General features: G+C 60.4%; 27 protein-coding genes. 16 read left to right on the top strand and 11 right to left on the bottom strand.

Going from position 1 to position 25,875, the window contains the following annotated elements; genetic code table 11:
- Nucleotides 1-75 precede the first annotated feature (75 nt).
- From AC1D06_RS22975 to AC1D06_RS23000, 6 genes are all read right to left on the bottom strand, one after another.
- Complete coding sequence (locus AC1D06_RS22975) at nucleotides 76-1,413, bottom strand: NAD(P)-binding domain-containing protein (RefSeq protein ID WP_477988120.1); 1,338 nt, start codon at nucleotides 1,411-1,413, stop codon at nucleotides 76-78.
- Between the two features lie 47 nt (nucleotides 1,414-1,460).
- The gene (locus AC1D06_RS22980) at nucleotides 1,461-2,501 is read right to left on the bottom strand and encodes a heme-dependent oxidative N-demethylase family protein (protein ID WP_477988121.1); all 1,041 of its coding nucleotides are present in this window, start codon (nucleotides 2,499-2,501) and stop codon (nucleotides 1,461-1,463) included.
- 29 nt (nucleotides 2,502-2,530) lie between these two features.
- Nucleotides 2,531-3,496, bottom strand: coding sequence for a PDR/VanB family oxidoreductase (locus AC1D06_RS22985; protein WP_477988122.1), 966 nt, complete (start codon nucleotides 3,494-3,496; stop codon nucleotides 2,531-2,533).
- Nucleotides 3,493-4,092, bottom strand: coding sequence for a dimethylamine monooxygenase subunit DmmA family protein (locus AC1D06_RS22990; RefSeq protein ID WP_477988123.1), 600 nt, complete (start codon nucleotides 4,090-4,092; stop codon nucleotides 3,493-3,495). The genes AC1D06_RS22985 and AC1D06_RS22990 overlap by 4 nt, the downstream gene beginning before the upstream one ends.
- A gap of 12 nt (nucleotides 4,093-4,104) precedes the next feature.
- Complete coding sequence (locus AC1D06_RS22995) at nucleotides 4,105-5,238, bottom strand: aminomethyl transferase family protein (protein WP_477876326.1); 1,134 nt, start codon at nucleotides 5,236-5,238, stop codon at nucleotides 4,105-4,107.
- A gap of 229 nt (nucleotides 5,239-5,467) precedes the next feature.
- Nucleotides 5,468-6,472: a GlxA family transcriptional regulator gene (locus tag AC1D06_RS23000; RefSeq protein ID WP_477988125.1), complete on the bottom strand. Its 1,005-nt coding sequence runs from the start codon at nucleotides 6,470-6,472 to the stop codon at nucleotides 5,468-5,470.
- Between the two features lie 94 nt (nucleotides 6,473-6,566).
- Between AC1D06_RS23000 and AC1D06_RS23005 the strand changes: the two genes are divergently transcribed.
- The 10 genes from AC1D06_RS23005 to AC1D06_RS23050 all read left to right on the top strand — a co-directional run bounded on the left by AC1D06_RS23005 (nucleotide 6,567) and on the right by AC1D06_RS23050 (nucleotide 15,179).
- Nucleotides 6,567-7,817: a sarcosine oxidase subunit beta family protein gene (locus AC1D06_RS23005; protein ID WP_477988126.1), complete on the top strand. Its 1,251-nt coding sequence runs from the start codon at nucleotides 6,567-6,569 to the stop codon at nucleotides 7,815-7,817.
- Between the two features lie 25 nt (nucleotides 7,818-7,842).
- Nucleotides 7,843-8,121 carry a sarcosine oxidase subunit delta gene (locus AC1D06_RS23010; RefSeq protein WP_477988127.1) on the top strand — a complete coding sequence of 93 codons (279 nt, stop codon included), beginning with the start codon at nucleotides 7,843-7,845 and terminating at the stop codon, nucleotides 8,119-8,121.
- Complete coding sequence (locus tag AC1D06_RS23015; RefSeq protein WP_477988128.1) at nucleotides 8,118-11,081, top strand: sarcosine oxidase subunit alpha; 2,964 nt, start codon at nucleotides 8,118-8,120, stop codon at nucleotides 11,079-11,081. Before AC1D06_RS23010 ends, AC1D06_RS23015 begins: the two co-directional genes overlap by 4 nt.
- Entirely contained in the window at nucleotides 11,074-11,601 is a 528-nt protein-coding gene (locus AC1D06_RS23020) for a sarcosine oxidase subunit gamma family protein (protein WP_477988129.1), read from the top strand. Before AC1D06_RS23015 ends, AC1D06_RS23020 begins: the two co-directional genes overlap by 8 nt.
- A 161-nt stretch (nucleotides 11,602-11,762) precedes the next feature.
- A complete protein-coding gene (locus AC1D06_RS23025; RefSeq protein WP_477988130.1) occupies nucleotides 11,763-12,077 on the top strand; it encodes a hypothetical protein in 315 nt (104 codons plus the stop codon).
- Between the two features lie 115 nt (nucleotides 12,078-12,192).
- Entirely contained in the window at nucleotides 12,193-12,576 is a 384-nt protein-coding gene (locus AC1D06_RS23030; protein ID WP_477988131.1) for a hypothetical protein, read from the top strand.
- Nucleotides 12,577-12,585: 9 nt separating this feature from the next.
- The gene (locus tag AC1D06_RS23035; protein ID WP_477876400.1) at nucleotides 12,586-12,753 is read left to right on the top strand and encodes a hypothetical protein; all 168 of its coding nucleotides are present in this window, start codon (nucleotides 12,586-12,588) and stop codon (nucleotides 12,751-12,753) included.
- A 9-nt stretch (nucleotides 12,754-12,762) separates the two neighbouring features.
- A complete protein-coding gene (locus AC1D06_RS23040; RefSeq protein WP_477988133.1) occupies nucleotides 12,763-14,160 on the top strand; it encodes an APC family permease in 1,398 nt (465 codons plus the stop codon).
- 61 nt (nucleotides 14,161-14,221) lie between these two features.
- Nucleotides 14,222-14,911, top strand: a complete 690-nt coding sequence (locus AC1D06_RS23045) for a hypothetical protein (RefSeq protein ID WP_477988135.1) — start codon at nucleotides 14,222-14,224, stop codon at nucleotides 14,909-14,911.
- A gap of 7 nt (nucleotides 14,912-14,918) precedes the next feature.
- Nucleotides 14,919-15,179, top strand: coding sequence for a hypothetical protein (locus AC1D06_RS23050; protein WP_477988136.1), 261 nt, complete (start codon nucleotides 14,919-14,921; stop codon nucleotides 15,177-15,179).
- Nucleotides 15,180-15,343: 164 nt separating this feature from the next.
- Here AC1D06_RS23050 and AC1D06_RS23055 read toward each other — a convergent pair whose 3' ends face one another.
- Nucleotides 15,344-15,529 (bottom strand): hypothetical protein, encoded by a 186-nt coding sequence (locus AC1D06_RS23055; RefSeq protein ID WP_477876315.1) that lies wholly within the window; start codon nucleotides 15,527-15,529, stop codon nucleotides 15,344-15,346.
- 592 nt (nucleotides 15,530-16,121) lie between these two features.
- Between AC1D06_RS23055 and AC1D06_RS23060 the strand changes: the two genes are divergently transcribed.
- Nucleotides 16,122-16,880, top strand: coding sequence for a hypothetical protein (locus AC1D06_RS23060; RefSeq protein WP_477988137.1), 759 nt, complete (start codon nucleotides 16,122-16,124; stop codon nucleotides 16,878-16,880).
- On the opposite strand, the gene AC1D06_RS23065 is transcribed toward AC1D06_RS23060, so the two are convergent.
- The 3 genes from AC1D06_RS23065 to AC1D06_RS23075 all read right to left on the bottom strand — a co-directional run bounded on the left by AC1D06_RS23065 (nucleotide 16,818) and on the right by AC1D06_RS23075 (nucleotide 19,377).
- Nucleotides 16,818-17,747, bottom strand: coding sequence for a tetratricopeptide repeat protein (locus tag AC1D06_RS23065; RefSeq protein ID WP_477988138.1), 930 nt, complete (start codon nucleotides 17,745-17,747; stop codon nucleotides 16,818-16,820). The genes AC1D06_RS23060 and AC1D06_RS23065 overlap by 63 nt on opposite strands.
- 66 nt (nucleotides 17,748-17,813) lie before the next feature.
- A complete protein-coding gene (locus AC1D06_RS23070; protein WP_477988140.1) occupies nucleotides 17,814-18,203 on the bottom strand; it encodes a VOC family protein in 390 nt (129 codons plus the stop codon).
- 55 nt (nucleotides 18,204-18,258) lie between these two features.
- Nucleotides 18,259-19,377: a serine hydrolase domain-containing protein gene (locus AC1D06_RS23075; protein WP_477988142.1), complete on the bottom strand. Its 1,119-nt coding sequence runs from the start codon at nucleotides 19,375-19,377 to the stop codon at nucleotides 18,259-18,261.
- Between the two features lie 222 nt (nucleotides 19,378-19,599).
- Between AC1D06_RS23075 and AC1D06_RS23080 the strand changes: the two genes are divergently transcribed.
- The 5 genes from AC1D06_RS23080 (at nucleotide 19,600) to sucD (ending at nucleotide 24,678) form a co-directional block, all read left to right on the top strand.
- On the top strand, nucleotides 19,600-20,229 hold the full coding sequence (locus AC1D06_RS23080) for a LuxR C-terminal-related transcriptional regulator (RefSeq protein WP_477988143.1): 630 nt from the start codon (nucleotides 19,600-19,602) through the stop codon (nucleotides 20,227-20,229).
- Nucleotides 20,230-20,413: 184 nt separating this feature from the next.
- Nucleotides 20,414-21,604: an aminotransferase class V-fold PLP-dependent enzyme gene (locus AC1D06_RS23085; RefSeq protein WP_477988144.1), complete on the top strand. Its 1,191-nt coding sequence runs from the start codon at nucleotides 20,414-20,416 to the stop codon at nucleotides 21,602-21,604.
- 23 nt (nucleotides 21,605-21,627) lie between these two features.
- Complete coding sequence (locus AC1D06_RS23090; protein ID WP_477988145.1) at nucleotides 21,628-22,569, top strand: HpcH/HpaI aldolase/citrate lyase family protein; 942 nt, start codon at nucleotides 21,628-21,630, stop codon at nucleotides 22,567-22,569.
- 12 nt (nucleotides 22,570-22,581) lie between these two features.
- The gene (locus AC1D06_RS23095; protein ID WP_477988146.1) at nucleotides 22,582-23,766 is read left to right on the top strand and encodes a malate--CoA ligase subunit beta; all 1,185 of its coding nucleotides are present in this window, start codon (nucleotides 22,582-22,584) and stop codon (nucleotides 23,764-23,766) included.
- Nucleotides 23,767-23,778: 12 nt separating this feature from the next.
- Nucleotides 23,779-24,678, top strand: coding sequence for a succinate--CoA ligase subunit alpha (gene sucD, locus AC1D06_RS23100; RefSeq protein WP_477988147.1), 900 nt, complete (start codon nucleotides 23,779-23,781; stop codon nucleotides 24,676-24,678).
- 56 nt (nucleotides 24,679-24,734) lie between these two features.
- Here the strand turns inward: sucD and AC1D06_RS23105 are convergent, their stop codons facing one another.
- Nucleotides 24,735-25,616, bottom strand: coding sequence for a GntR family transcriptional regulator (locus AC1D06_RS23105; RefSeq protein ID WP_477876305.1), 882 nt, complete (start codon nucleotides 25,614-25,616; stop codon nucleotides 24,735-24,737).
- Nucleotides 25,617-25,875 lie beyond the last annotated feature (259 nt).

Genomic DNA, 25,875 nt, shown 5'->3' on the forward strand with positions numbered 1-25,875 from the left:
GGCTCCTCTTTCCTCAACGGGAAAGAGGAGCAGGCGGCCTACGCGGGCTCCGTCGAACGCTTATCGTTATGGTACTCAATTCCGCAGATAGGCTTCCATGGAATCGTCGAGTTCATCAAGCCATGGCGTATGGTGCTTGGGCGACATGGTGCCGGTCATCAGCGAGCGGTAGGCATTGTCGCGGAAGCCCATTATGTTCTCGCCCTTGTGATGCTCCCATTCCATGAAGGTCTTGTTGGTCGCCTGGATGTCGAACGAAGGATAGTCGGTGGCATCGATCAGTTCCTGGACATAGTCGCCCTGGAACCAGATCATCTGCTCGGCATCCTCCAATGTCTCCTCGCGGGCGCGCCATTTGTCGAAATCCGCTTTCAGTTCGGCTTCCGGCGGCAGCTTGACACGGCCGAGAATGATGTCGCGGACATACCAGGCTTGGGCATCGAACATGTTGAATGTGTAGAACTGGTCCTGCATGCCGATGAAGAACAGCTTTGGATTCTTCATCGAAACCACACCCTTGTGGAGCCCGTCCGACCACATCCGGTTGCCGGTCGTCAGGCGCAAATAATCCGGCAAAAACGGGAAATGGTGCAGATAGCCGGTGCAGAGAATGAGCACGTCGACATCCTTGGTCGAGCCGTCCTTGAAGTGGGCGGTCTTGCCGGCAAGCTTGGTGAGCAGCGGCCGCTCCTCGAAGCGCTCGGGCCATTTGAAACCCATGGGCTTGGAGCGATAGCTTGTTGTCACGGACTTGCAGCCGTATTTCCAGCATTGCGAGCCGATATCCTCGGCGGAATAGCTGCGACCGACGATCAGCACGTCCCGGTCCTTGAATTCCAGCGCATCGCGGAAATCATGCGAATGCATGACCCGGCCGCCGAAACTCTCCACGCCGTCGAAATAGGGCACGCTTGGGGTCGAGAAATGGCCGGATGCGACGATGACATCGTCGAATTCCTCGTCATACATGCGGTCCTTGATGCGGTCATGCGCCGTGACGGTGAACTTACCGCTGGCGTCATCATAGGTGACCATGCGCACCGGCGTGTTGAAGCGCACCCATTTCTTGACATCCGCCTTCTCGACGCGGCCCTTGATATAGTCCCAGAGCACGGCGCGCGGCGGATAGGAGGCGATCGGTTTGCCGAAATGTTCCTCGAACGTATAGTCGGCAAATTCCAGGCATTCCTTGGGGCCGTTCGACCAGAGATAACGGTACATGCTGCCATGGACAGGCTCGCCGAATTCATCGAGGCCGGTGCGCCAAGTGTAGTTCCACAGGCCACCCCAATCCGCCTGTTTCTCGAAGCAGACGACTTCCGGGATTTCGGCGCCCTTCTGGGCCGCGGATTGAAACGCCCGCAACTGCGCCGTTCCGGAAGGGCCGGCGCCGATAACTGCAACTCTGGTCATAAAATGCTCCACATTGGTCTTGTCTGAGTTTGCTTCCGGCGCGCCTGTCAGTCGGGCCAGATGCCCGGGCTGGTCGGCGCCCCGTCGTCGTATTTCGACAGCCATTCGACGGTCATGTCGCGGAAACGCGTCAGGCCCTTGTAATCGACGAGCTCCGGCGGCAGCGTCTTCAGCACGCGCGGCAGGCGGCGGCCCCATTTCGGCACCGTGGCAATCTCGTTCATGTTGATAAGATAGCAACGGATAACGAACAGGATGGCGTTGGAACGTGGAAGGCGCCAGAGCGTCTGCAGTTCGACGCGCAGATGCACCTTTTCACCGACATTGTCAGGCGTCACCGTCGTGCGGTCCGTACCCCATTTGGGATAGTTTTCCGGGCTCGTGTCGAGCCGCGGATTGATGGTCATGGTCCAGTTGAAGCGCCGGACCGGCTTGCCCTGCTGCAGGTTCAGCAGGAACTTCAGCGCCCGGTCGAAGACGCCGATCTGGTGGGCGAGCGGCACAGGCCCATGCCATTCCATGAAGTTCATGCCGATGTCGAAATCGAGCGACCAGTCGGCTTGGGTGGTGACCATGCCTGCGTCCATCCAGAGATTGCCGTCGCGCTGGTCGACAATGCAGAAATCGCCCTGCGCCTGCCGGGTGATGTATTCCATCGGCTCATAGGGAAGGGTCGAGCGATCGCCAAAGGTAAAGGTGTCGTCGATGCCCAATGGCCGGTTGATCCAGCGCCACTGATCGCCATTCCTTATCAGCGTGAAGTGCTCGGGATAGCCCGCCGCCTGCTGCTCCATCAGGAGTTCCAGCGTATCCCACTGCGCCGTCATCATATGCGGCAGAGCCTGGCAGCGCAGCGGGTCTTCCTTCAGCACCAGCGCCCGGTCGTGCATTTCGGCGACATAGTGCTCGTCGACGTCGATCAGGCTCTCGTAGACGGTGTTCCTGGCGCCGAGAACATGCGGCTCCATGTTGACCGAATACATGTATTCGTCACGATCGAAGGGAAATGGAAACCGCCTGATATTGTCGGGACTGTTGCGATAGGTGAAGTCGTCGCGAAACGTCTCTTGTTTGAACACGATTGCCATTCGCAAGGTCCCCTATTTCATTTTTCCGGCTAAAGATCGAGCGCCAGCGACTGCCCTTTGAAGCGCGAGACGCAAACCATGATCTTGCGCCCGCTCGCCTTTTCCTCGTCTGACAGATAGATGTCGTTGTGCTGCAACGTGCCGCCGCAGTGAACGACGCCTGTCTCACACTGGCCGCAGGCACCGCCACGGCACATATAGGGCGCGTCAACACCAGCTTCTTCGACGGCCTCCAGAATGCTCTGGTGGTCGCCCACCGTGACCGTCTTGCCACTGCGCACCAGCTCGACCTGAAACGTCTCGCCGGGTGGAGGCGCCAGGAAGCGCTCGAAATGCACATTTTCCTTCGGCCAACCCGCCTCACGGGCTGTGCGAAGACAGTAGTCGATCATGCCAGCGGGGCCGCAGACGTAGAAATGCGTGCCGAGCGGCTGGTTGTCGAGAATCTGGACGAGGGGGATGCGGTCGCCCGCGTCATCGAAATAGAGCTTGATGCGCTCCGGGCCGTATTCGGCGAGCAGCACCTGCCAATAGGCGCCATGCTCGCGCGAGCGCATGGCATAGTGAAGTTCGAACTCCGTATGGCTGCGGCGGAACTGCGACATCATCGCCAGGAACGGCGTGATGCCGATACCGCCGGCGATCAGGATATGCTTGCGCCCGCGCGCGTCGGCCGGAAAGAGATTGACCGGCTGGCTGATCGTCATACGGTCGCCTTCACGCACCTTTTCATGCATGAAGACGGACCCGCCGCGCGAATTCTCGACCTTGAGGACGCTGATCTCAAAGCAGGAGGGCTTGTGCGGCGGCGACATCAGCGAATAGGGATTGCGGCGGAGATGGCTGCCGTCCTGCATGGTGACCACGACATGGGCGCCGGCGGAGAAGATCGGCAAGACCCCGCCATCCGTCCGCTCGAAACGGAAGCGCTTGATCTTGTCGGTGACGTCGGTGACCTCTACGACGCGAACCGGGATATCCGCATTGATGCTCACGTAAACAATTCCTCCGGTTCCGGTGCGGTGCCCGGTTCTTCGGCATCGATGTTGACGCCCTGGAATGCCGCCAGCCGGCGGGAATAGTGATCGCGGACCAGGAGCGACAAGCCACAATGGCTGCAGGTGAACGGGCTGACCGTAACATTGTCGGTCGTGCCCTTGCAATGAACGCACTGCACCCGGCGCGCCAGTGAACCACGGTGCTCGGTCGGGATGGAGCGGAAGTCCATGCCGAAATCGATCGCCATGGCCTGCGCCTGACCGATGAACCCTTCCGTGCCGGAAATATAAAGGCGCGTGCTCATCGAGGCATTGTTGAGCGAGCCGCGCAGGCGGAACAGCAATGTCTCGATGCTGGGTGCCTGCCAGCACTGGTCGGCACTGAGCGCAGTCAATGCGGAGAAATGCTCCCTGGCCCGCGAAGCACCTGGCGTATAGAGGATTTCGCTGCGCGCCAGCGCCTCTTTTGCTGGGTTCTGTTCGAGGAGGGCGAGTGCGCCCTCCCCCTCGAGCGCGAAAATGTGCCGCTTGGCATAGGGATCGATGATCAATCCCTCGTAGACCGGCCGGCTCTTGATTCCTTGAACGAGCATGATGCGCGCTCCTCAGCCGATCGCCGTCCGCTTCTTCTTTTCCGGATCGTCGAAGGTGATCGTGTGCGCGATCGCCTTGGCCGAAACATTCTTGCCGCGCACGTCGAGCGGCGTGCCCTGCTTGGCGACATCGACGTCGAGGCGGGCGATGGCCATCGAACGGTTGGTGAGCTTGGAATAGCTGGGACAGGTGATCACCCCGACCTTCCTGTCGCCCTGATAGACCTCGTCGCCGAGATCGGTCGGGCCGTCGGCCTCGATCAGCAGGCCGAAAATCTTGAAGCGTTCCTTGCCCTTGAGACGGTAATGCTCCTCGGCGCCTCGGAAGCCCGTCTTGCCGGGGCTAACGGTGAAATCGAGGCCGAGTTCCCACAGCGAGTCACCCGGAGGCTGGTCGGCAAAGGGATACATCTGCGAATTGTCGTAGGGATAGAAGAGCAGGTAGCTTTCAACGCGCAGCATGTCGAGCACCGAGAAGCAGCACGGGATGATGCCCATGTCCTTGCCTTCGTCGAGGATGCGATCCCAGACCATGCCGGCATCCTGGCCGCGCACGAAGATCTCGTAGCCGCGCTCGCCGGTATAGCCGGTGCGCGACAGCATGATCGGCGCACCGAACAGGGTCGTCTGCATGTGATGGAAATATTTGAGGTCGCGCACGCCGGGGACATGCTTTGCCAGGAAATCGACCGCCAGCGGCCCCTGCAGCGACAGGTCGTGCAGGTCATCGTCGAACAGCACGGCGCAATTGCGGCCGGCAGCCTGCTTGACGAGCTCCTCGTGGCCCGAGCCGGAGCCATGCACGAGCATCCAGGAATTCGGGCCGTTGCGATAGACAATGCAGTCATCGGTGAACATGCCGCGATCACTCAGCATGCAGGCATAGACCGACTTGCCGGGATAAAGTTTGGAAACGTCGCGCGTGGTGATGTAGTCCAGCACCGCAAGCGCATGCGGACCGACCAGATGCACCTTTTTCAAGCCCGAAACATCCATCAGGCCCGCCTTGGTGCGGACCGCGATATGCTCCTCGTAGATGTCCTTGTCATAGGACCATGCGGTTCCCATGCCGCTCCAGTCCTCGAGTTTCGATCCCAGAGCACGGTGCCGGTCCGCCAAGGCGGAGAAACGCCATGATAATGCCATCTCGTTCCCTCTTTCTTATATGGAATAATTATTTCCTGACTATATTCGCCTTTAGCGAGATGGCAAGCCCGGTCCGGCGGGAATTCCCATCAAAATTTGGGCGGCATTTGCCCGCGGCGCGATGGGTGATAATGACGGTGTCGACCATCGACATGGCGATCGTGATGGGACCGACACCGCCCATCATCTGGCTTCCAAGAAATCAATCACCAAGAATAAATTTCTCCCGTCAAGGCGATTTTTCCGCCGGGGAAGAGACCTCGCGATCGATTTCTCCGGTTCTTGCCGACCCCGGTCTTATGCCGAAGTGATCCTTGTAAGCCCGGGAGAAATGCGAGGCGCTGGAAAAGCCGGCTGCAAAGGCGATTTCGGAAATCGACAACGGGCTCTGCTCGAGCAGCTTCCTCGCATGGTCGAGCCGGATCATGCGGTAGGTGGAGACAAATCCCCGAGGCAACTGCGTATTGAACAGCCGATCAAGGTGCCGTTCGCTGACACCCGCCAGCCGCGCCATTGTTCGGCGGTCGAGCGGATTTTCGATCGTCGCCTCCATCTTTTCGAGTACTGCGAGCAGGGCCGGATGATGCGTCCCGAAACGTTCGGCGGAGGAGCCACGCTGCGGTGCGGACGGTTCGGCAACCGCGGTGTGCAGGTACCAGTCACTGACGCGCCGGGCAAAGACCGACCCCATCCGTTCTGCGATCAAGGCATGCATCATATCGAGCGGTGCGATGCCGCCGCCGCACGTGATCCGGTCGCCGTCGAGCACATAGCGCGCCTGCCGTGGCGTGAGACGCGGGAAAGCTTCCTTGAGGATCGGCGCATGTTCCCAGTGAATGGTAAAGTCGCGATTGTCGAGCAGGCCCGCCGCAGCCAGCACGAACGAGCCGCTCGATATGCCGCCGATGCGTACACCCAATCGCGAAAGCCGGCGCAACGAACCGTAACATGCCTCCGCCACAGCCCAATCGGCCGGCCCGCCGCCGGCGCAGACGAAGACGGTATGGAGATTCGAATCCTGGCTGCCCATGTCCTCGCAGGCGATTTCGACGCCACTCGAACTCCTGACTGCGCCACCACCGAGCGACAGGGGCAGCGTTCTGTACAGGTTTCGCCCGGCGAGAAGGTTCGCGGCGCGAAGAGGTTCCGTCGCCGACGCATAAGACATCAGCGCGAAATTGGGCAGCAGCAGGAAGCCGAACTCCTGGGTGCTCTTCGTGTCGGCGAGTTGCATGACCCAATTCTATATCAATCCGTCTCTTTTGTGCAATGAGATCCATATTGTCCCGGCATAGCCTGCATGACATCGATATCAGGAACCAGCTGGCATGCGCTATTCGGCCCTTTCAATCCTGCTGAACGGTATCCGCGGCAATAAGGCCTGGAAGCCGGCATGGCGTGATCCGCAACCCAAATCCCGATACGATGTGATCATCGTCGGTGGCGGCGGCCACGGTCTCGCGACTGCTTATTACCTTGCCAAGGAGTACGGCATCGCCAATGTCGCCGTATTGGAAAAAAACTATGTCGGCTCCGGCAATGTCGGACGCAACACGACGATCATCCGCTCCAATTATCTCCTGCCGGGCAATAACCCGTTCTACGAACTTTCGATGAAGCTCTGGGAAGGACTGGAGCAGGATTTCAATTTCAACGCCATGGTGTCGCAGCGCGGCGTGCTCAATCTCTACCATTCCGATGCCCAGCGCGACGCCTTTACCCGGCGCGGAAACGCCATGCGCCTGCACGGCGTCGATGCCGAACTGCTGGACCGCGCCGCCGTCAGAACGATGTTGCCTTTTCTCGACTACGACAATGCCCGGTTTCCGATCCAGGGCGGCCTGTTGCAGAGGCGCGGCGGCACGGTTCGTCACGACGCCGTGGCCTGGGGCTATGCCCGCGGCGCCGACAGCCGGGGCGTCGACATCATCCAGGGCTGCGAGGTCACGGGCATCCGCCAGGAAAATGGTAGGGTTGTTGGTGTCGAGACGAGCCGCGGCTTTATCGGCTGCGGCAAGCTGGCGCTCGCCGCGGCCGGCAATTCGTCACAGGTCGCAGCCATGGCCGGGATGCGGCTGCCGCTCGAAAGCCATGTGCTGCAGGCTTTCGTTACCGAGGGCCTGAAGCCGTTCATCGACTGCGTCGTCACCTTTGGCGCCGGGCATTTCTACGTCTCCCAGTCCGACAAGGGTGGCCTGGTCTTCGGCGGCGATATCGACGGCTATAATTCCTATGCCCAGCGCGGGAACCTCGCCACCGTCGAACATGTTGCGGAGGCCGGCAAGGCGATGATCCCCGGCATTTCGCGCGTCAGTGTGCTGCGCTCCTGGGGCGGCATCATGGACATGAGCATGGACGGCTCGCCGATCATCGACAAAGCACCCATCCAAAATCTCTACATCAATTCCGGCTGGTGTTACGGCGGCTTCAAGGCGACGCCCGCCTCCGGCTTCTGCTTCGCCTATCTCCTGGCGCGCGACACACCGCATGAAACGGCGAAAGCCTTCCGCCTCGATCGTTTCGAACGCGGCTACATTCTCGACGAAAAGGGCCAGGGTGCCCAGCCCAACCTTCACTGACACCGCCGGCCGAGGATATAAGGAAATGGCAAGTCTCGTTCCCTGCCCGCATTGCGGCGCCAGACCGAAAGAAGAATTCACCATCAAGGGCGCCGTGCTCTCCCGGCCAGAACCGGATGCCGGAGGCGAGGCCTGGATGAATTATGTCTACCTGCGCGACAACCCGCGCGGCGCCTATGAGGAATATTGGCATCACGCATCCGGCTGCCGCCGCTGGCTGGTGGTGAGCCGCGATACGGCCACCCACGACATCGCCGGCAGCCGCGATGTCGTGCCCAATGTCGGACGGGGGAGCGGTCGATGAGTTCCTATCGTCTTGCAAAGGGCGGATTGATCGACCGCGCGTCGGCGCTGTCGTTCACATTCGATGGCACACCGCTCAAGGGATTTGCCGGCGACAGCCTGGCCTCCGCATTGCTGGCAAATGGACGGCTGCTGGTCGGCCGCAGTTTCAAATATCATCGTCCGCGCGGTATCCTGACCGCAGGAGCCGCCGAACCCAATGCGCTGATGACCATCGGCAGCGGCGGGCGCACCGAGGCGAACACCCGCGCGACCATGCAGGAACTCTACGGGGGCCTCGAGGCGAAGAGCCAGAACCGCTGGCCGTCACTCGATTTCGATATCGGCGCGCTGAATAGCCTGCTTGGCCCGTTCCTCATCGCCGGCTTCTACTACAAGACTTTCATGTGGCCGGCGGCCCTCTGGGAAAGGCTCTACGAACCATTCATCCGCAAGGCGGCTGGCCTTGGCAAGGCCACGTACGAGGCCGATCCCGACACTTACGAAAAGTGCTGGGCACATTGCGACCTGCTGGTGATTGGCGCTGGCCCCGCGGGCCTTGCCGCAGCGCTGAGCGCCGGCCGGGCCGGTGCACGCGTGATCCTTGTGGACGAACATTCGACCGCGGGCGGCTCGCTTCTATCGGAAACGGCGACCATCGGCGGCGAGACTGCGCAGGCCTTCGCCAGGCGCATTGTCGACGAACTCGAATCCCTGCCCAATGTTCGCGTCATGACCCGCACGACGGTGTTCGGCTGGTATGATGGCAATGTCTTTGGTGCGCTCGAGCGGGTGCAGAAACATGTTCGCGAGCCGGAACCCAACCGTCCGGTCGAGCGACTTTGGCGTATCGCAGCCAAACGCGGCCTGCTTGCGGCGGGAGGCGAAGAACGCCCCCTGGTCTTCGGCGGCAATGACATTCCGGGCGTGATGATGGCGAGCGCCATGCGCAGCTATCTCAATCGATACGGCGTCGCCCCCGGGCGCAGCACCGCAGTGTTTACCACCAATGACAGCGGCTATGCGCTGGCGCATGATCTCGAAGCCGCAGGCGTCGGCGTCGCCGCCATCGTCGATAGCCGCGCAGACCCGAAATACGCTTATTCCGGCAAGGCGCGGGTGATCAGAGGCGCGGTCGTTTCGGACGCCCGCGGCGGCAAGGCGCTGAGTGCGATACGCATCACGAAAGGCAACGCCAAGGAAGATATTTCTGCAGATGCGCTGGCTATGGCGGGAGGCTTCAGCCCGATCATCCATCTTGCCTGCCATCGCGGCGGCAAGCCGCACTGGTCAGACGAGCAGGCGGCATTCCTGGCGCCGTCGGATCTCGCAGGATTGGATCTCGCCGGTTCGGTGACCGGAGCGGTCAGTCTCGCCGACTGCTTTGCCGCCGGTGCTGGCAAGGGGGCAGCCTTTGCCGCGGAACTGGGCTTCAAAGGCGAGCCCTTTGCGGCCGGCGCGATCGAAGGCGAAATTGCCGCACCCGCCACAAAGCCGCTCTGGACCATTCCCGGCGTCAAGGGCAAGGCCTTCGTCGACTATCAGAACGACGTGCACCATAGAGATCTCGACCTCGCGGTTCGCGAGGGCTACGGTCATGTCGAGCTTGCCAAGCGCTACACCACCAACGGCATGGCGACCGACCAGGGCAAGCTGTCGAATGTCAATGCCATCGGCCTGTTGGCCGAGGCGCGTGGCGTGTCGCCCGCTGATGTCGGCACGACGACCTTCCGGCCGTTCTACACCCCGATCTCCTTCGGTGCGCTGACGGGTTCTGCCAGCGGCCATCATTTCCAACCGGTGCGCAAATCTCCGCTGCACGACTGGGCGAAGAAGAACGGCGCCGTCTTCGTCGAGACCGGCCTCTGGTACCGCTCGTCCTGGTTCCCCAGGGAGGGAGAAACCAACTGGCGGGAGAGCGTCGACCGGGAAGTGCTCAATGTCCGGCGCAATGCCGGCATCTGTGACGTCTCGATGCTCGGCAAAATCGAGATCTGCGGCAAGGACGCCGCCGAATTCCTCAACCGCGTCTATTCCAATGCCTTCCTGAAATTGCCGGTCGGCAAGGCTCGCTACGGCCTGATGCTGCGCGAAGACGGCTTCATCTATGACGACGGCACCACCAGCCGATTGGAGGAAGATCGCTTTTTCATGACCACCACCACGGCCTATGCCGCCAGCGTCATGACGCATCTGGAATTCTGTGCGCAGGCACTCTGGCCGCTTCTCGATGTCCGTCTCGCATCGGTCACCGACCAATGGGCGCAGATGTCGGTGGTCGGGCCGAAGGCGCGGATCATCCTCCAGGCGATTGTCGACGACGATATCTCCGACGCGAATTTTCCGTTCCTGGCGGCACGCGATGTCTCGCTGTTCGGTGGCCAGATCCGCGGCCGGTTGTTCCGCATTTCCTTTTCCGGTGAACTGGCCTACGAACTGGCCGTACCCGCTGGCTATGGCGAAAGCGTCGGCGATGCCCTGATGCAGGCCGGCGAGGAGCACGGCATCCAGCCCTATGGCGTCGAAGCGCTGAGCGTGCTGCGCGTCGAAAAGGGCCATGTCACGCATAACGAAATCAACGGCACGGTCATTCCCGCCGATCTCGGCTTCGCAAAGATGGTCTCGGCCACCAAATCGGATTTCATCGGCAAGGCGATGTTGAACCGCGAGGGGCTGATCGCGGAAGACCGGCCGAGCCTGGTCGGCGTCGTGCCGCTCGACCCCAAAAATTCGTTCCGCACCGGCTCGCATATCCTGGCCAGGGATGCCGCGCCGACGCTGGAGAACGACCAGGGCTATGTGACGTCCAGCGCCTATTCACCGCATGTCGGCTCGACCATCGGCCTTGCCCTCGTCAAGCGAGGACCGTCCCGTCACGGCGAGGAAGTGATGGTCTGGAACGGCATTCGCAATGAGTTCACCCCGGCTCGCCTTTGCGATCCGGTCTTCTTCGATCCAGGAAATGAGAGGCTCCATGGCTGATTTCCGCATCGCCCACCGTCCTGCGGTCACTTCCGCATTCGCATCGCGAAAGGGCGCCATTTCGCTCCAGGCCCTGCCGGAGGGCCGGGTCATCCACATTCTGGGCAAGCCCGACGGCGAGGATCTGGGCGCCATGCTCGGGGAGCTCGCCGGCTCGGCTGATCATGGCGTGCGCACTGCTGGCCCGGGCCAGTGGTTCATCGTCGATGACCAGCCTATCGCCGTCGACGAGATGCAGGCGCTGTTCGCCAAGCTTGCGCCGCACGCATTCGGGGTCGACCAGAGCCATGGCCGGGTGCGCATCGGCATCAGCGGCCGGGCCGTCGCCGACGTGCTTGCCAAGGGCACGGCCGTCCATATCGAAACCCTGGCGGTCGGCCAGTCGGCGACGACGCTGATCGGCCATATCTCCGTACACATGACCCGCACCGGACCCGAGACCTTCGAACTCATGGTGCTGCGCGGCTTTGCGGAAAGCCTCTGGGATGACCTTGTCCGCATGAGTGCCGAATATGCCTGACCGGCTGCCGCAGAGGACGATCCCCGTGTCGATTTGCTTGCAAATCAACGACCTCAGATCATCTTTGGCTTGACACCCGAACAGCCACACCTCATATTCCTTTCGGGAAAATAATTTGCCTATTATGCAAGAATAACCACTCGGCTCTGGGAGGAGGACGCATGGTTACGCAAAGCGAAGGCGCTGTGCAGGAGGACCTAGCGCAACGCATCGACAGGATGCATTCGCGCGATCGTCTGGGATTGATCGTTTTCATCGTCGTGCTCTGGTGCACGATGCTTTTCGCACTTTTCACCATCTGGCCCTATGTTTCGGTTCCGGCCATCCGCGCGATCCTGGCAGTCTTCTGCGCGCTCGTCCTGATCTTCAACACGGCTGCGATCGTCGCCATGCTGAAGCACTATACCGAGGACAAACACTTCATTTACGGCCTCGACCTGAAGCACCTGGACGAAATGCGGGCGCGTCGGCGCTAGAGCATCTCCGGGTGAAAGCGAGCCGCCCGATATGCTCTATCTCTTTGTTTTTATGCAATTCTGCACGCGAACCCGCTTCGTACTTGTGCTGGAATTGCTCTAGGAGGACAACACCATGGCCTATAAACCGCCGCAGCAGGGTCTCGCTGCGCAGATTTTCGACGTCTTGACTCTTCTGGTTTTGACCGTTGGCGCACTTTACGTGCCGCTCTATCTTGGCCTCGCGGGCGCCTCCAAGACGCCGGCGCCGATCGCCAATCCGACCTGGGAGGCGCTTGGTCAGAATGCCACCGAGCAACAGCAATGGCTCGCCCTTGGCGTCACGGACCCGGCGGCGGCCAATGACATCGTCACGGCACGCTTCGATTATTCGTTCAGCTGGGCGGCGCTCGCTGTGATGGTGGTGCTGGTGATCGGCTATTTCATCCTGATCGTGAAGCTTTCCGACAGGGAATATCGGGACGTCATCGCGGAGCGCTTCGGCGACGATAAGAAGTAGGAGGGCATCATGGATATCTGGACCATCCTGGAATATACCGCCTGGGCACTGTCGGCGATCTTCGCTGCGGCGATGCTCTACGACATGGTGCGCGTCGATGCGACTTACGACAATGATCTGCTGACCTCATCGCGCGAAGGCGAGATCGAGGCTGCGGCCGAGCGTCACGTGATCTGAGGGCGGAACATGGCGAACACCACTTCCACCACCGCACAGCCGCAACGACTGCAATTGTTGCGCGTTCTCGGCCCGGCCCACATCTGGGCGCTTGGCGTCGGCATCGTGCTCGTCGGCGAATATATGGGCTGGAATTTCTCGATCGGCAAAGGCGGGATGATCGCCGGACTGGTTGCCTGCTGGGTGGCCGGCCTGCTCTACACCTGCGTCGCCATGATCGACTCCGAAGTCACCTCGACCGTGGCAGCCGCCGGAGGCCAATATGCCCAGGCCAAGCACATCGTCGGCCCGCTGATGGCTTTCAATGTCGGCCTCTTCCTGGTCATGGCCTATACCATGCTCGAATCCGGCAATGCCATCACCATCGGCTTCCTGCTCGACACGGTGGCGGGCCTGCAAGGCCATACCGGCCTGCATCAGCAGCCCTTTATCATCCTCTCCATCATGTTCCTCGCCTGGCTGAATTATCGCGGCGTGCTGGCGACGCTGAACTTCAACCTGGTCATCACGGCAATCGCCTTTCTGGCCATTATTGCGCTTTTCCTGGTCGTCCAGTTTGGCGGTTCGGCAGTCGCGCTCGACTTTTCGGCCGTCACCACGGATCCGATGCCCTATGGCTGGGTCGGCATTATCGCATCCGTCCATTTCGGGCTCTGGTACTATCTCGGCATCGAAGGCACCTGCCAGGCGGCCGAGGAAGTCCGCTCGCCGGCGCGTTCACTGCCCTACGGCACCATGGCCGGCATCATGACGCTGCTGATCGCCGCGACCATGACCTGGTATGTCTGCTCCGGTCTGATCCCCTGGGAATATCTCGGGCAATCCGGGACGCCGCTTTTCGACGCCGCGCGCGTGACCGGCAGCAAGGGCCTCATGGTGTTGCTGTTCATCGGCACGATGTTCTCGACGCTGGCTTCGGCAAACGGATGCATCAACGATGCCTCGCGCGCCTGGTTCTCGATGGGCCGCGACCGCTACCTGCCGATCTGGTTCGGCGCCGTGCACCCCGTCTATCGGACGCCCTATCGCTCGATCGTCTTCCTCGTGCCGATCGCGCTGATCTTCGCGCTCGGCGCGCCGCTCGACCAGGTGGTCACCTTCTCGATCCTTTCGGGCCTCCTGGGCTACACGTTCATGACCTTCAACATGGTGATGTTCCGCAACAAATGGCCACTCGGCAGCATCAAGCGCGGCTACGTGCATCCGCTGCACCCGCTGCCGACGATCGTGCTCCTGCTGCTGTGCTCGACGGCCTACGTCGCAGTGTTCCTGGGCTATGGCACGCAGCTGATTGCCATGGTCGGCTTCTACATCATCGCATCGCTGTGGTTCCATTTCAGGCGCTATCGATATGTCAAGCGCGGCGACCAGTTCACCATGCCCTGGCCAAGGCCGCAGGGTTATTGATGAGGTTGGGAGGCGGCCCATCGGCCGCCTTCCTGTTTTCTGGCGGGAGGGCAATGCGATAGTGAACTCTCTGGTATTGGCCTTCTCGCTGCTTGCCTGTTTCTGGCTTGCCGCGCGCGCCGTCCGTGAGCACAGGCTGACATTGGCCGTTCGCCGGTCGATGCTGGATGAAGCCGGGCAGATCCTGCGCGACGTGAAATATGCTGTCACTCCCGATCATTTCCCCAGCGTCTCCGGCACGATCAGCGATGGCACACCGGCGAGAATTGAGCTCTGCGTCGATACGCTGGTCGCACGCCGCTTGCCTCAACTCTGGTTGCGGGTCACGCTCTACGAATTGGAAAGCCGCAACGTGCCGTCGATCGGGGCACTTTCGCGCCCCACCGGCTCGGAATTCTATTCACCTGTGCATGAACTACCCCATTGGCTGGCGCCGTCGGATATCGGAGTTCCGCTTCTCATGCGCGGCACCGAGATTGCGGACGATCCAAAGTTCGGCGATTTGCGGCAATGCATCGCCTCCCCTCTCATCGATCCGGCAGTGAAGGAAGTCCTCGTCACGCCAGCGGCAACGCGGATCATGATTCAGGCTGCGGAAGGGGATCGGAAGGCGCACATGCTGCTGCGCCAGGCACGGTTTGCAGTGCAGACCGTGCCGCTTGCAAACATCCGGCAAGCCATTGCAACGGCACAGGAACTCCGGGCGCGCGTCGCGCAGTTTGCGGAAATCACCCAATCTGAAGCCGCGTGAGGATATGATGTCAAAACCGCTGAACCCTTACCTCGTTTTTTTCCTGGCAATCATATTGCCGGGCGCGGGCCATGTCAGCATCGGCGAGGCCAGACGCGGGTTAACGTTCGCGCTGTTCGTCGTGCTGTTTTCGATCCTGACCTATATGACGACGACCCCGAATCAGAGCTTTGTCGGCCGGCATGCCGGTGGACTGTTCATTTGGGCCTTGTCGATCCCAGACGCTTATCGTCGCGCACGCGTCAACCAGTTGCTGTCCAAAAACTGACTCGGGGAACGGTGGTTAGGATGAGTTCAATATTTGCCGTCCACCTGCGACCCCTTTTGCCCGTCTGATAGTCGGGAAAGTCGGCAGGATTCTGCTCAAATGAGGGTTTGCGCGACCGCGGGCCACATCAGCATGTCAACTGGCGCAGATGACAGGACTCGTTTTCAGGCTGCCGCTCTAACGCTGTGGGTCACATGGGCTCTGATGGCTTCACGGGCCTCGGCGGCCGACGAAAAGATTTTCCCATCGAGATCCATGACATCGAATTTCACTGCCATGAAGGCAAGGCAGCCGTCACGTGGAAGAAGAACTCCAACCGGGACCCCCTGGTATTCGATAACCTGCTTCATCACTGATTCTCCGATCAAGACGAATACTCACTGGCTTAAGACGAGCGGACGCAGTCTGCGTCACATTCGAACGCGGCAACCATGCACTTTCTGGATCGGAACCGTCGAAAGGAAACTTGCGAATATACCCAAGACACTCTCCTCTTCATCCCGGGTTGGTCTATCGGTCGACCGAGCTTGAAGGTACATCACATGTTTAGCTTGTCAAGAAATATAGAATGAATTTCCAAAAGTATGATATTTGACGCCGATATCAGGAATGGTATTTCAGCTTCGTTCGCTGCGACGCAACATGGTTCCCGCATTGCGAAAACTTGGTCACCCCCGGACAAACGCGTGCGTATCGCCATGAGCAAAGGGAGGACAAAGCGCAGCTCTGGCGGCATCATCTTGATCGAATTCCTTCGGACGATGCGAGTTTCGATCGGAATCACAATGGTTTACGCCGTCTCAATGCCTGACCATCGTCGCTGAGCCCAGTGATAAGCTTTCTCTCATCAAAACCGTTGATTCACCGCTGCGCGAAAACGGCTACGCTGGCTTCGCGAGCGATAAATCTCGTAGTAGGTTACCGACGGCGGAGACAATGAGCTTGGCCGCTGAAGATACCACAGAGAGCGCCGCAGGGGGCATTATGCGAATCATATTCCGATGTGACCCGATCCTGGCCGAACATTTGCCGCGGCCCATTCTGGCGCGCGGCGCGTTGCCGGACTGGTTGCGCGCCATGCCAGCTACCGCCCATTCGGCAATTCACGGCCGCGACATACGCACGTTGAAACAGTGCCCTCCCGTGGTGGACGCGATGGCATACGGCTTCATGATCCTTTTGCCTTGCGACGTGATTGTCGACAAAGGGGTGTTCTCATGGAATTGGGATATTCCGTCGCCGCTGACCGAGAAACATCCGCGCGCACCGCTGAGTTTTCATACGCCGGCGCAATTGACTGGCAGTCCGTTCGAGATCGCCGGTCAGGCAGCGATCAAATTCAACAGCTTTTGGACAATCCAGGTCGATGACGGCTGGTCGCTCTATGCGACACATCCTGTCAATCGCGCCGACCTCCCCTTCCGGCTTGTCACCGGCCTTGTCGATTCCGACCGGTTCACCGACGGCGGGATCAATTTCCCAGCGATCTGGACAGAGCCCGAATTCTCAGGCGTGCTGGCGCGTGGAACGCCCGTTGCACAATGCTTTGCGGTTCCACGCACTGTGCCCGAGCTTGTTTTTGAGGAGCTGGATGCTGAGCGGCAGGCTGCCTATGCGGAGACGGTTGCAGCCGTGCTTTCAACGCCGGGCGTCTATCGCAAGCGATTTCGAGCCAGGCGCGGCCGCGCCGCTCACCAATAACTGGCGCAAAATCGCCTCGTCGAGCCACAGCCGACCGTGGGGTGCTGAGGTGAGAGCCATGGCAATCATTCCGAACGTGGAGGCGTCCAGTGCATAGGCTCTTGAAAACGCCGCCATGGCTTCATCCATTCTGCCCGCCTCCTGCAAGACGACACCCAGGTTGACCGCAGCCTCCGGCGCATCCGGGTTCAGGTCGAGCACATGCCGGTAGGCCTCGGCTGCGCTGTCGAATTTCCTGAGATCGTGCCGCACGAGCGCCAGATCAAACCAGATTCCAGGATGGTCTTCGAGCGCGATGGCACGTTCGAGCAGTTGTTCGGCTTCAGCGAGGGCACCACTTTCTCTCGCCAAACCGCTGAGGCGTTTCAAAGCTTCCCGGGACGTCGGATGGGCATTGAGAACCACGCTCCAGGCATCGCGCGCAGCCGGCCCGTCGCCCATCTGATCGTAGATTCGGGCTTTCTCGACCAGAATCTCCAACCGGGATTCTATTCTTGCCGCCTTCTCAAGCTGCATCAATGCCGCATCCAGTTTATCCTCGGCGCGAGAGATCTTGCTCGCGAGGATCAGGGCTGGCGCGTTCCTCGGCTGGGCGGCGAGACTGGTCTCTATTTTCTCCCTGGCGTGGGGAAAATCCTCGTCCGCAAACAACACCGCCGCCAGAAGATGAGAGAGTTGCGGATCCCCTGGAAACCGATTGAGACCCGCTTCGCAAAGCTGTCTTGCCTTTTGACGATTGCTCTCATTGTATGCCGCCACGGCACTCGCAATGATCGCCAAACGCTCGCTTTCGTTCATGCGCACGCCATCCAGATGCTCCAGAGCGCAATCGCTCAAATCGTCGAGCGGATATTTATCGGTCGCCAAGATCGAGCCGTCAATTGCGGCAAATTAGGCGTGCTCGATCGGCAATAGAAAACATGAATAGTGCGATCACGGTGCCCGGTGACAAACTGCTTCGATATTGTAACCATCCGGGTCGAGCACAAAGGCCGCATAATAGTGGTCGTGATATCGCGGGCGCAGGCCGGGACCGCCATTATCGCGGCCGCCTGCCGCAATCGCTGCCTCGTAGAAGGCGTCAACATGGGCACGGCTTTCCGCACTGAATGCGACATGGGGGCGGGGGGTCTGAACGGCACCGCCGGCAATCCAGAATTCACCGCCTGGATCGGTGCTTTTTCCGTAGCCCTCGGTCACGCCGAAGCCGACTGCCACGCCAAAATCCTTGCAAATTGCAAAACCCAGAGGCGCCAGCGACGATGCGTAGAATGCGCGAGACTTTTGAATATCCGAGACGTTAATACCTGTGTGATCGATCATCGACTTCTCCTCCTGCTTTACAAGATCTTGTTGGTCCTACGCGTTGCGACCCGCATCAAACGCCGTAGATTTCCCGTATGATATCTTGTGGATAGGCTCCCAGGCAGCCTTCGACCGCAGTATTGGTCATGATCGCTGCCGAGATACCTTTCACRGGATCGATGAACCAGCTATGGCCATAGACGCCACCCCACTGTACCGATCCCTCCGACATCGGAATCCCAGCCAGTACCGGGTCTTGAATCACCGCACCCAAAAAGGAAAACCCCTGGCCCGGCCGGTCTGGGCGCGGGATGTCGCCTATCTGGTTGAGAAGTGCGGCCTTCGCTGTCGCAGGCTTCAAGATCGGCGCTCCGCCCCGGCGAACAGCCTCTAGAAAGATCATAAGATCCGGCGCCGTGCCTACCATGCCGGCGCCGCCGGATTGAAAAGCCTTGGGGTTGAACAGCCGGGTTGGCGCAAAAGTCATCAGATTGCCTTCACTATCCGGCACAAGATGACGATCGGACATCCTGACAGGGGCCGGATCGGCATCGGCATAGGGTGTGGCAAGCCGCTCCAGATCGCTGACCGAGAAACCGGTGTCGCTCATCCCCAGCGGTTCGGTGACATGACGACGCACCGCTTCATCCAGACTGCACACTTCGATCCGCGCAATGACTGCCCCGAGAACGTCAACGGCGATGGAATAGGACCAGAGCGTACTCGGCGCAGCCAGGAGCGGAAAGGTTGACAGCCGGCTGAAATTCTCTTCGAAATCGAGGTCCGTATCGGAGAGACCGGCGTTGTACATCCGCTCGGGCGGCGTGGTTGCGGAATCGACGCCATAACTGAGGCCGGCCGTATGGGTCAGCAGGTGGCGGATGGTGATGTCGCCTACCGCCCCATCCGGCCGCCTGGGCTGGAAATAGGGAAGATAATCTCGCACGAGATCGTCAAGCGCCATCCTGCCCTTGTCGACCAGAGCCAGAGCAGTGGCTGCCACGAGTGGTTTGGTCACCGAAGCAAGACGGAAAATCGTGTTCGTCTCAATCGGTTTTCCCATTTCGCGATCGGCATGACCAGCGGCTCGGCTGTAGACGATCTCTCCGTCTTCAGCGACGATCACGACAGTGCCGACGATCTTGCCATCCCTGATCGCTCTTTCGATAACCGCGTCGATCCCCGCCTTCATTCCAACCGTCCTCCAGTGTTTCTGAACAAGCGGGCATAGAGTTATATGTTCTCTCTATGTTCCGCAAGGTGCGGCATCGACCAACGGAGAGCTCATTACTTTAGCATCGGGGATTTTAGGACACGTTTCGTCGCTGAGTGGGCAACCCCCTGTAATTTCTAGTGTTAGTGTCCTGATCATCGCAAGATGGGTGCGTGTCACGGCTGTGGCACCGGGAGGCACATGTCGCGGATGGATACTGGACGGGTCTTGATTGCGGAGCGAAATCCGCTGGTGATTTCCGCCCTTCGCGGCCTGTTTTCCGACAAGCCCGGCTTTGAAATTATCGGGACAGCGCGGTCATCGACCGAACTTTGTGACAAGCTGGCCGTCATCGAAACGGACTGTGTTCTGCTCAGTTGGCAGCTCGACGACGCCGACGCGCCCGAGGTGCTTGCCAATATCGGGCGGCGTGGATTCGACCCGCGCATCGTCCTCTTCGCCGACACCGTCAACCCGTCTGTCTTGAGCGAGACGGTCCGGTTCGGCGTCAACGGTCTCTGTTACCAGTTCGAAGATCCGGAAATTCTGTTTGCCACACTGACCGCTGTCATGAAGGGGCGGATTTGCATTCCCTATACGGTGTTGTCGAAAATATCGGCCACCCCTTTCCAGCAGTTGACCTCGCGCGAGACCGAACTGCTAGGCATGCTCGCCAATGGCTGGACCAACACGCAAATCGCCAGCCGCACCGGCATTTCCGAAAATACCGTGAAATATCACCTCAAGAATCTCTACGACAAGCTTGAGGTGCGCAATCGCGCCATGGCCGTTGCTCTTTACGCCAAGGAACGCCGGCGCAAGGCCGACTGACCTACCCGCCGGATAGTCCGGACCTACCCGCTCATCAGAATCGGCCACCCACTCGGGCTGCCAAGGGGCTGCCCGTCCGGCATTATTTTCTGCCCGAGGGAGTGTGGCGCCGCAATCGTCCGAGAGGCAGTCTGGGCATCGAGGAACAGTCCGCTCGCGGACGATAACATGCATCGGAGGAAACATGTCAGGCTATAATCACCTCTTCATTCCCGGCCCCACAAACATTCCCGAACAGGTTCGCCAAGCGATGAACCTGCCGATGGAAGACATGCGCTCGCCGCGCTATCCGGAGCTGACGCTGCCGCTGTTTGCCGACGTCAAAAAGGTATTCAAGAACCAGAACGGCCGCGTCTTCATCTATCCGTCTTCGGGCACCGGCGCCTGGGAAGCGGCGATGACCAATGTTCTGTCTTCAGGCGATCATGTGCTGATGAGCCGCTTCGGCCAGTTCTCGCATCTCTGGGTCGATATGGCCGAGCGTCTGGGCTTCGAGGTCGATTGCATCGATATGGAATGGGGCACGGGCGTGCCGGTCGAGCTCTATGCCGAGCGCCTCGACGCCGACAAGGCACATGAGATCAAGGCCGTGTTCGTGACGCATAACGAAACCGCCACCGGCGTCACCTCCGATGTCGCCGCCGTGCGCGCCGCGCTCGATGCTTGCGGCCATCCGGCGCTGCTCTTCGTCGATGGCGTGTCCTCGATCGGCTCGATCGACTTCCGCCAGGACGAATGGGGTGTCGATTGCGCCGTCTCCGGCTCGCAGAAGGGTTTCATGCTGCCCGCTGGCCTGGGCTTTCTGTCGGTCAGCCAGAAGGCGCTTGAGGCTGCCAAGACAGCTCGCCACATGCGCTGCTACTTCTCCTTCGAGGATATGGTCAAGACCAACGACAGCGGCTATTTCCCCTATACGCCGCCGACGCAGCTCTTCCGCGGTTTGCGCGCAGCACTGGACCTGATTTTCGAGGAAGGTCTCGAGAATGTCTTCGCCCGCCATCATCATCTCGCCAATGGCGTCCGCGCTGCCGTCAGCGCCTGGGGGCTGAAACTCTGCGCAACCGAGCCGAAATGGCATTCCGACACCGTCTCGGCAATCCGCCTGCCTGAAGGCATTGATGGCGTCGACGTCATCAAGCAGGCCTACCGGGCCTACAACACCTCGCTCGGCACCGGGCTAAGCAAGGTGGCTGGCAAGGTGTTCCGCATCGGCCATCTCGGTTCGCTCAACGAGGTCATGGTCCTGGGCGCACTCGGTGCTGCCGAACTGGCAATGCTCGATTGCGGCGTCAAGATCGAGCCTGGCTCGGGCGTCGGCGCTGCAGTCAACCAGTTTCGCTCCGCCAAAATCGTCGCAACCGCCAAGGCAGCCTGAACGAACGGGATCGGAAGACCATCATGAGCCATACCATCAACCATCTCCGCCGCCTTCGTCTGCAGCGCAGCGAGCTCGCGGTGCCGGGCTCGAATCCCGACATGATCGAAAAGGCGGCCAATTCGGACGCCGACTATATCTTCCTCGACATCGAAGATGCGGTCGCCCCGCCGGACAAGGAGCGCGCCCGCGCCAATATCGTCCAGGCGCTCAATCAGATCGACTGGCGCGGCCGCGGCAAGACGATCTCGGTCCGCATCAACGGTCTCGACACGCACTACATGTATCGCGACGTGGTCGACCTGATGGAACAGGCCGGCGACCGTATCGACACGCTGCTGGTGCCGAAGGTCGGCGTGCCCGCCGATCTCTACATGGTCGAAGCCATGGTCAACCAGATCGAGATCGCCAAGGGCTACAACACCCGCGTCGGCCTCGAAGCCCTGATCGAGACCGCACTCGGCATGGCCAATGTCGAGGCGATCGCCTCCTTCGGCGGCCGGCTGGAAGCGCTGCATTTCGGCGTCGCCGACTATGCCGCAAGCCTCAAGGCCCGCACCGTCAATATCGGCGGGCTCAACCCGGACTATCCCGGCGATCAATGGCATTTCGGCCTGTCGCGCATGACGGTCGCCTGCCGCGCCTATGGCCTGCGCGCCATCGACGGCCCGTTCGGCGATTTCTCCGATCCGGAGGGCTTTAGAGCCGCCGGCCGTCGAGCCGCCGCACTTGGCATCGAGGGCAAGTGGGCCATCCATCCCAGCCAGATCGTGCTTGCCAACGAGATCTTCTCGCCACCAGACAAGGAGGTCGACCGCGCCCGCCGCATCATCGAAGCGCTCAAGGTCGCCGAAAGCCAGGGCAAGGGTGCGGCCTCGCTGGATGGCAAGATGATCGACGCCGCCTCTGAACGCATGGCGCGCAACGTGCTCGCCACCCATGACGCCATCACCGCAGGCCGCTGAAGGGAGGACAAAATGGACATTCACGAATACCAGGCCAAGGAACTTCTGTCCCGCTACCAGATCCACATTCCACGCGGCGGGCTTGCCTACAGCCCCGAGCAGGCGGCCTATCGCGCCAGCGAAATCGGCGGCGACCGCTGGGTGGTCAAGGCTCAAATTCACTCCGGCGCGCGCGGCAAGGCGGGCGGCGTCAGGCTGTGCTCGTCGGACAAGGAAATCGTCGAAGCCGCCGATTTCATGCTCGGCCGCACCCTCGTCACGCATCAGACGGGACCGCAAGGCAAGCTGGTCAGCCGGCTCTATATCGAAGAGGCGATGGATATCGACCGCGAAATCTATCTCGGCTTCGTCCTCGACCGGAAGTCAGAGCGGATCATGATCGTGGCCTCGTCCTCCGGCGGCATGGAGATCGAGGAGATCGCCGAGGCCGAGCCCGACTCGATCATTCGCGCCACGGTCGATCCGGGCGTCGGCATGCAGGATTTTCAGGCCCGCGAAATCGCCTTCGGTCTTGGCATAGACAATGCGCTTATCGGCCGCGCCACGCAGACCCTGCTCGGCTGCTATCGCGCCTTCGTCGAATATGACGCCTCGATGCTGGAGATCAATCCGCTGGTGGTCACCAAGCGCGGCGACCTCGTGGCGCTCGACGCGAAGATGAGCTTCGACGAGAACGCGCTCTTCCGCCGACCGCATATCGCCGAGATGCGCGACAAGAGCCAGGAGGACCCCCGCGAGACCTTCGCTTCCGATCGCGGCCTCTCCTATGTCGGCCTCGAGGGCAATATCGGCTGCATCATCAATGGCGCCGGCCTGGCGATGGCGACGATGGACATGATCAAGATCGCCGGCGGCGAGCCGGCGAACTTCCTCGACATCGGCGGCGGCGCCTCGCCGGAACGGGTGGCGAAGAGTTTTCGCGCAGTCCTGCGCGACAAGAATGTCGAGACGATCCTGGTCAACATCTTTGCCGGCATCAACCGTTGCGACTGGGTGGCCGAAGGCGTGATCAAGGCGCTGCACGAAGTGGGTGTGCCCGTCCCGCTCGTCGTCCGCCTCTCCGGCACCAATATGGAAGAGGGCCGCCGTATCCTCGCCGAGTCCGGCGAGAACATCATCGTTGCCGAGACGCTGGCCGAAGCCGCCGACAAGGCGGTCAGCGCCTGGCGTTCCTACACCGCCAGCAAGGCTGCTTGAGGAGATCGAGACATGTCCATTCTACTCGACAAGAACACCCGCGTCATCGTCCAGGGTTTTACCGGCAAGATCGGCAGTTTTCACGCCGAAGACATGAAGCGTTACGGCACCAATGTCGTTGGTGGCGTCACCCCCGGCAAGGGCGGCCAGACCCATCTAGACATGCCGGTCTTCAACACGGTCAAGGGCGCGGTGCAGGAAACCGGTGCGGACGCCTCGATCGTCTTCGTGCCGCCGCCATTCGCCGCGGACTCGATCATGGAAGCGGCGGATGCCGGCATCCGGCTCTGCGTCTGCATCACCGACGGCATTCCCTCCCAGGATATGATCAGGGTCAAGCGATACATGAGGCGATATCGCTTCGAGGATCGCATGACCCTGATCGGGCCGAACTGCGCCGGCATGATCACGCCGGGCAAGGCATTGATGGGCATCATGCCGGGATCGATCTATCTGCCCGGCCGCATCGGCATTGTTGGCCGCTCCGGCACGCTCGGCTATGAGGCAGCCAGTCAGATGAAGGCACGCGGCATCGGTGTGTCGACCTCGGTCGGCATCGGTGGCGACCCTGTGAATGGCTCGTCGTTCAAGGACATGCTGGAACTGTTCGAGAACGATCCGCAAACGGATGCGGTGCTGATGATCGGCGAGATCGGCGGCCCGCAGGAGGCGGAAGCCGCACTCTGGGCGCGCGATCACATGAAAAAGCCGCTGATCGCCTATATCGCCGGCCTCTCGGCGCCGAAAGGCCGCCGCATGGGCCATGCCGGCGCGATCATCTCGGCCTTCGGCGAGTCGGCCCAGGAGAAGGTCGAGATCCTGAAGGGTGCGGGTGTGACCATCGTTCCGACCCCGTCCTCCTTCGGCGAGACCGTCGCGGACGTGCTGTCGGTGATGAGCAAGGCGGCCTGAGCCAAGATTCCCCGGCCAAGCCGGGGAATTTCCCTTGCTTGTTTGCAGGGGCTCGATCAACTCTTGACCGACTGCAACAATGTATGGCGCGCGGACGTCAGGTGGGTGCGGCACGCGGTCTCGAGCGCGTTGCGATCGCCATCCTTCAGCGCGCGAATATAATCCAGATGCTCTTCGATGGCGCGCCGGTTGCGCGCTTTCTGCGTCACCCGGTTCCACTGATAGTGATAGTGGAAGACCATTGCGATGACATCGTAGAAATCAGCGATGAAGCGGTTGTTGGAGGCTTGGTGAACCAGCAGATGGAAGCGCTCGTCAAGCGCCGAAAAATCCCGGAAGCGATCGTCTATATCAGTCAACAGGATCTCATGTTCATGCTCGATAGTCTCGAGCTGTGCCCAGAGAGCATGCTCTTTCGGTAGCGCCGCGAACTCAAAAGCCGAATGCAGCTCGAACATCTCGCGCACATTCGCAAGTTCGAGCGCAAATTGACGCGTGAAGCCTTTCAGTATCCAATGTCCGTTGGGCCGCTTCTCGATCAACCCGAAGCGGCTGAATCGTATCAAATATTCTCGGACCGACGTTGTGGCGACACCGATCTCCCGGGCCAGTTCGAGTTCGTTGATATGCATGCCGGGTGCGGCGTCGCTCGACAGGATCGTTTGCATGAAATTCCGCTCGATCGCGTCGTGCAGCGAATTGGTTTCGTCCTCGGGGAAGAAATCGCCCGGATATGGATCGCGAAGGACCGTCTTTCTGTGCCTCTCCCAGACAATGATTCCCGATTGCTCAAGCCTTTCCAGGATGGCATGCGCCGTACTCCTGCCAACTCCAATCTGCATGGCGATTTCGGGCTCCGACGGCAGTTCCATCTCTGCTCTCAAGCTCTTCAAGTAGCGATTATAGGCATTCTTGAACAAAGTGTTGGTCTTCGCCATCGTCAGTCCATCAAAAGAAGAGCCAAATGATCATATCCGCCAGACGCATGTGCGTTCTGCAGTGTCGCTTCTAGCCAAGTTGTCGAAAGTGGGGAAGTCGATGCCGCCAGCCGTTGTTTTCACAAATCGGGCCAAATGCCGCGCGGTCAATTTGCCCGTTGCGGCAGGCCGCCATTCGTGAAAGCATAGGGATCTGCATGTCTTTCCGAGGGCGATAAAAAACAAATTCAGCGCATTTGACAACTCCTCCCTTTTGTTG

It is taken from the genome of Rhizobium sp. P2_G2, from assembly GCF_056403555.1.

What these genes read in the sequence shown, in the direction of transcription:
- AC1D06_RS22995 (WP_477876326.1), bottom strand. Translation starts at nt 5,238, where the DNA reads ATGGCATTATCATGGCGTTTCTCCGCCTTGGCGGACCGGCACCGTGCT.
- AC1D06_RS23000 (WP_477988125.1), bottom strand. Translation starts at nt 6,472, where the DNA reads ATGCAACTCGCCGACACGAAGAGCACCCAGGAGTTCGGCTTCCTGCTG.
- AC1D06_RS23090 (WP_477988145.1), top strand. Translation starts at nt 21,628, where the DNA reads ATGAGCCATACCATCAACCATCTCCGCCGCCTTCGTCTGCAGCGCAGC.
- AC1D06_RS23005 (WP_477988126.1), top strand. Translation starts at nt 6,567, where the DNA reads ATGCGCTATTCGGCCCTTTCAATCCTGCTGAACGGTATCCGCGGCAAT.
- sucD (WP_477988147.1), top strand. Translation starts at nt 23,779, where the DNA reads ATGTCCATTCTACTCGACAAGAACACCCGCGTCATCGTCCAGGGTTTT.
- AC1D06_RS23080 (WP_477988143.1), top strand. Translation starts at nt 19,600, where the DNA reads ATGTCGCGGATGGATACTGGACGGGTCTTGATTGCGGAGCGAAATCCG.
- AC1D06_RS22980 (WP_477988121.1), bottom strand. Translation starts at nt 2,501, where the DNA reads ATGGCAATCGTGTTCAAACAAGAGACGTTTCGCGACGACTTCACCTAT.
- AC1D06_RS23015 (WP_477988128.1), top strand. Translation starts at nt 8,118, where the DNA reads ATGAGTTCCTATCGTCTTGCAAAGGGCGGATTGATCGACCGCGCGTCG.
- AC1D06_RS23105 (WP_477876305.1), bottom strand. Translation starts at nt 25,616, where the DNA reads ATGGCGAAGACCAACACTTTGTTCAAGAATGCCTATAATCGCTACTTG.
- AC1D06_RS23085 (WP_477988144.1), top strand. Translation starts at nt 20,414, where the DNA reads ATGTCAGGCTATAATCACCTCTTCATTCCCGGCCCCACAAACATTCCC.
- AC1D06_RS22990 (WP_477988123.1), bottom strand. Translation starts at nt 4,092, where the DNA reads ATGCTCGTTCAAGGAATCAAGAGCCGGCCGGTCTACGAGGGATTGATC.
- AC1D06_RS23050 (WP_477988136.1), top strand. Translation starts at nt 14,919, where the DNA reads ATGTCAAAACCGCTGAACCCTTACCTCGTTTTTTTCCTGGCAATCATA.
- AC1D06_RS23055 (WP_477876315.1), bottom strand. Translation starts at nt 15,529, where the DNA reads ATGAAGCAGGTTATCGAATACCAGGGGGTCCCGGTTGGAGTTCTTCTT.
- AC1D06_RS23010 (WP_477988127.1), top strand. Translation starts at nt 7,843, where the DNA reads ATGGCAAGTCTCGTTCCCTGCCCGCATTGCGGCGCCAGACCGAAAGAA.
- AC1D06_RS22975 (WP_477988120.1), bottom strand. Translation starts at nt 1,413, where the DNA reads ATGACCAGAGTTGCAGTTATCGGCGCCGGCCCTTCCGGAACGGCGCAG.
- AC1D06_RS23040 (WP_477988133.1), top strand. Translation starts at nt 12,763, where the DNA reads ATGGCGAACACCACTTCCACCACCGCACAGCCGCAACGACTGCAATTG.
- AC1D06_RS23020 (WP_477988129.1), top strand. Translation starts at nt 11,074, where the DNA reads ATGGCTGATTTCCGCATCGCCCACCGTCCTGCGGTCACTTCCGCATTC.
- AC1D06_RS23070 (WP_477988140.1), bottom strand. Translation starts at nt 18,203, where the DNA reads ATGATCGATCACACAGGTATTAACGTCTCGGATATTCAAAAGTCTCGC.
- AC1D06_RS23035 (WP_477876400.1), top strand. Translation starts at nt 12,586, where the DNA reads ATGGATATCTGGACCATCCTGGAATATACCGCCTGGGCACTGTCGGCG.
- AC1D06_RS23095 (WP_477988146.1), top strand. Translation starts at nt 22,582, where the DNA reads ATGGACATTCACGAATACCAGGCCAAGGAACTTCTGTCCCGCTACCAG.
- AC1D06_RS23030 (WP_477988131.1), top strand. Translation starts at nt 12,193, where the DNA reads ATGGCCTATAAACCGCCGCAGCAGGGTCTCGCTGCGCAGATTTTCGAC.
- AC1D06_RS23025 (WP_477988130.1), top strand. Translation starts at nt 11,763, where the DNA reads ATGGTTACGCAAAGCGAAGGCGCTGTGCAGGAGGACCTAGCGCAACGC.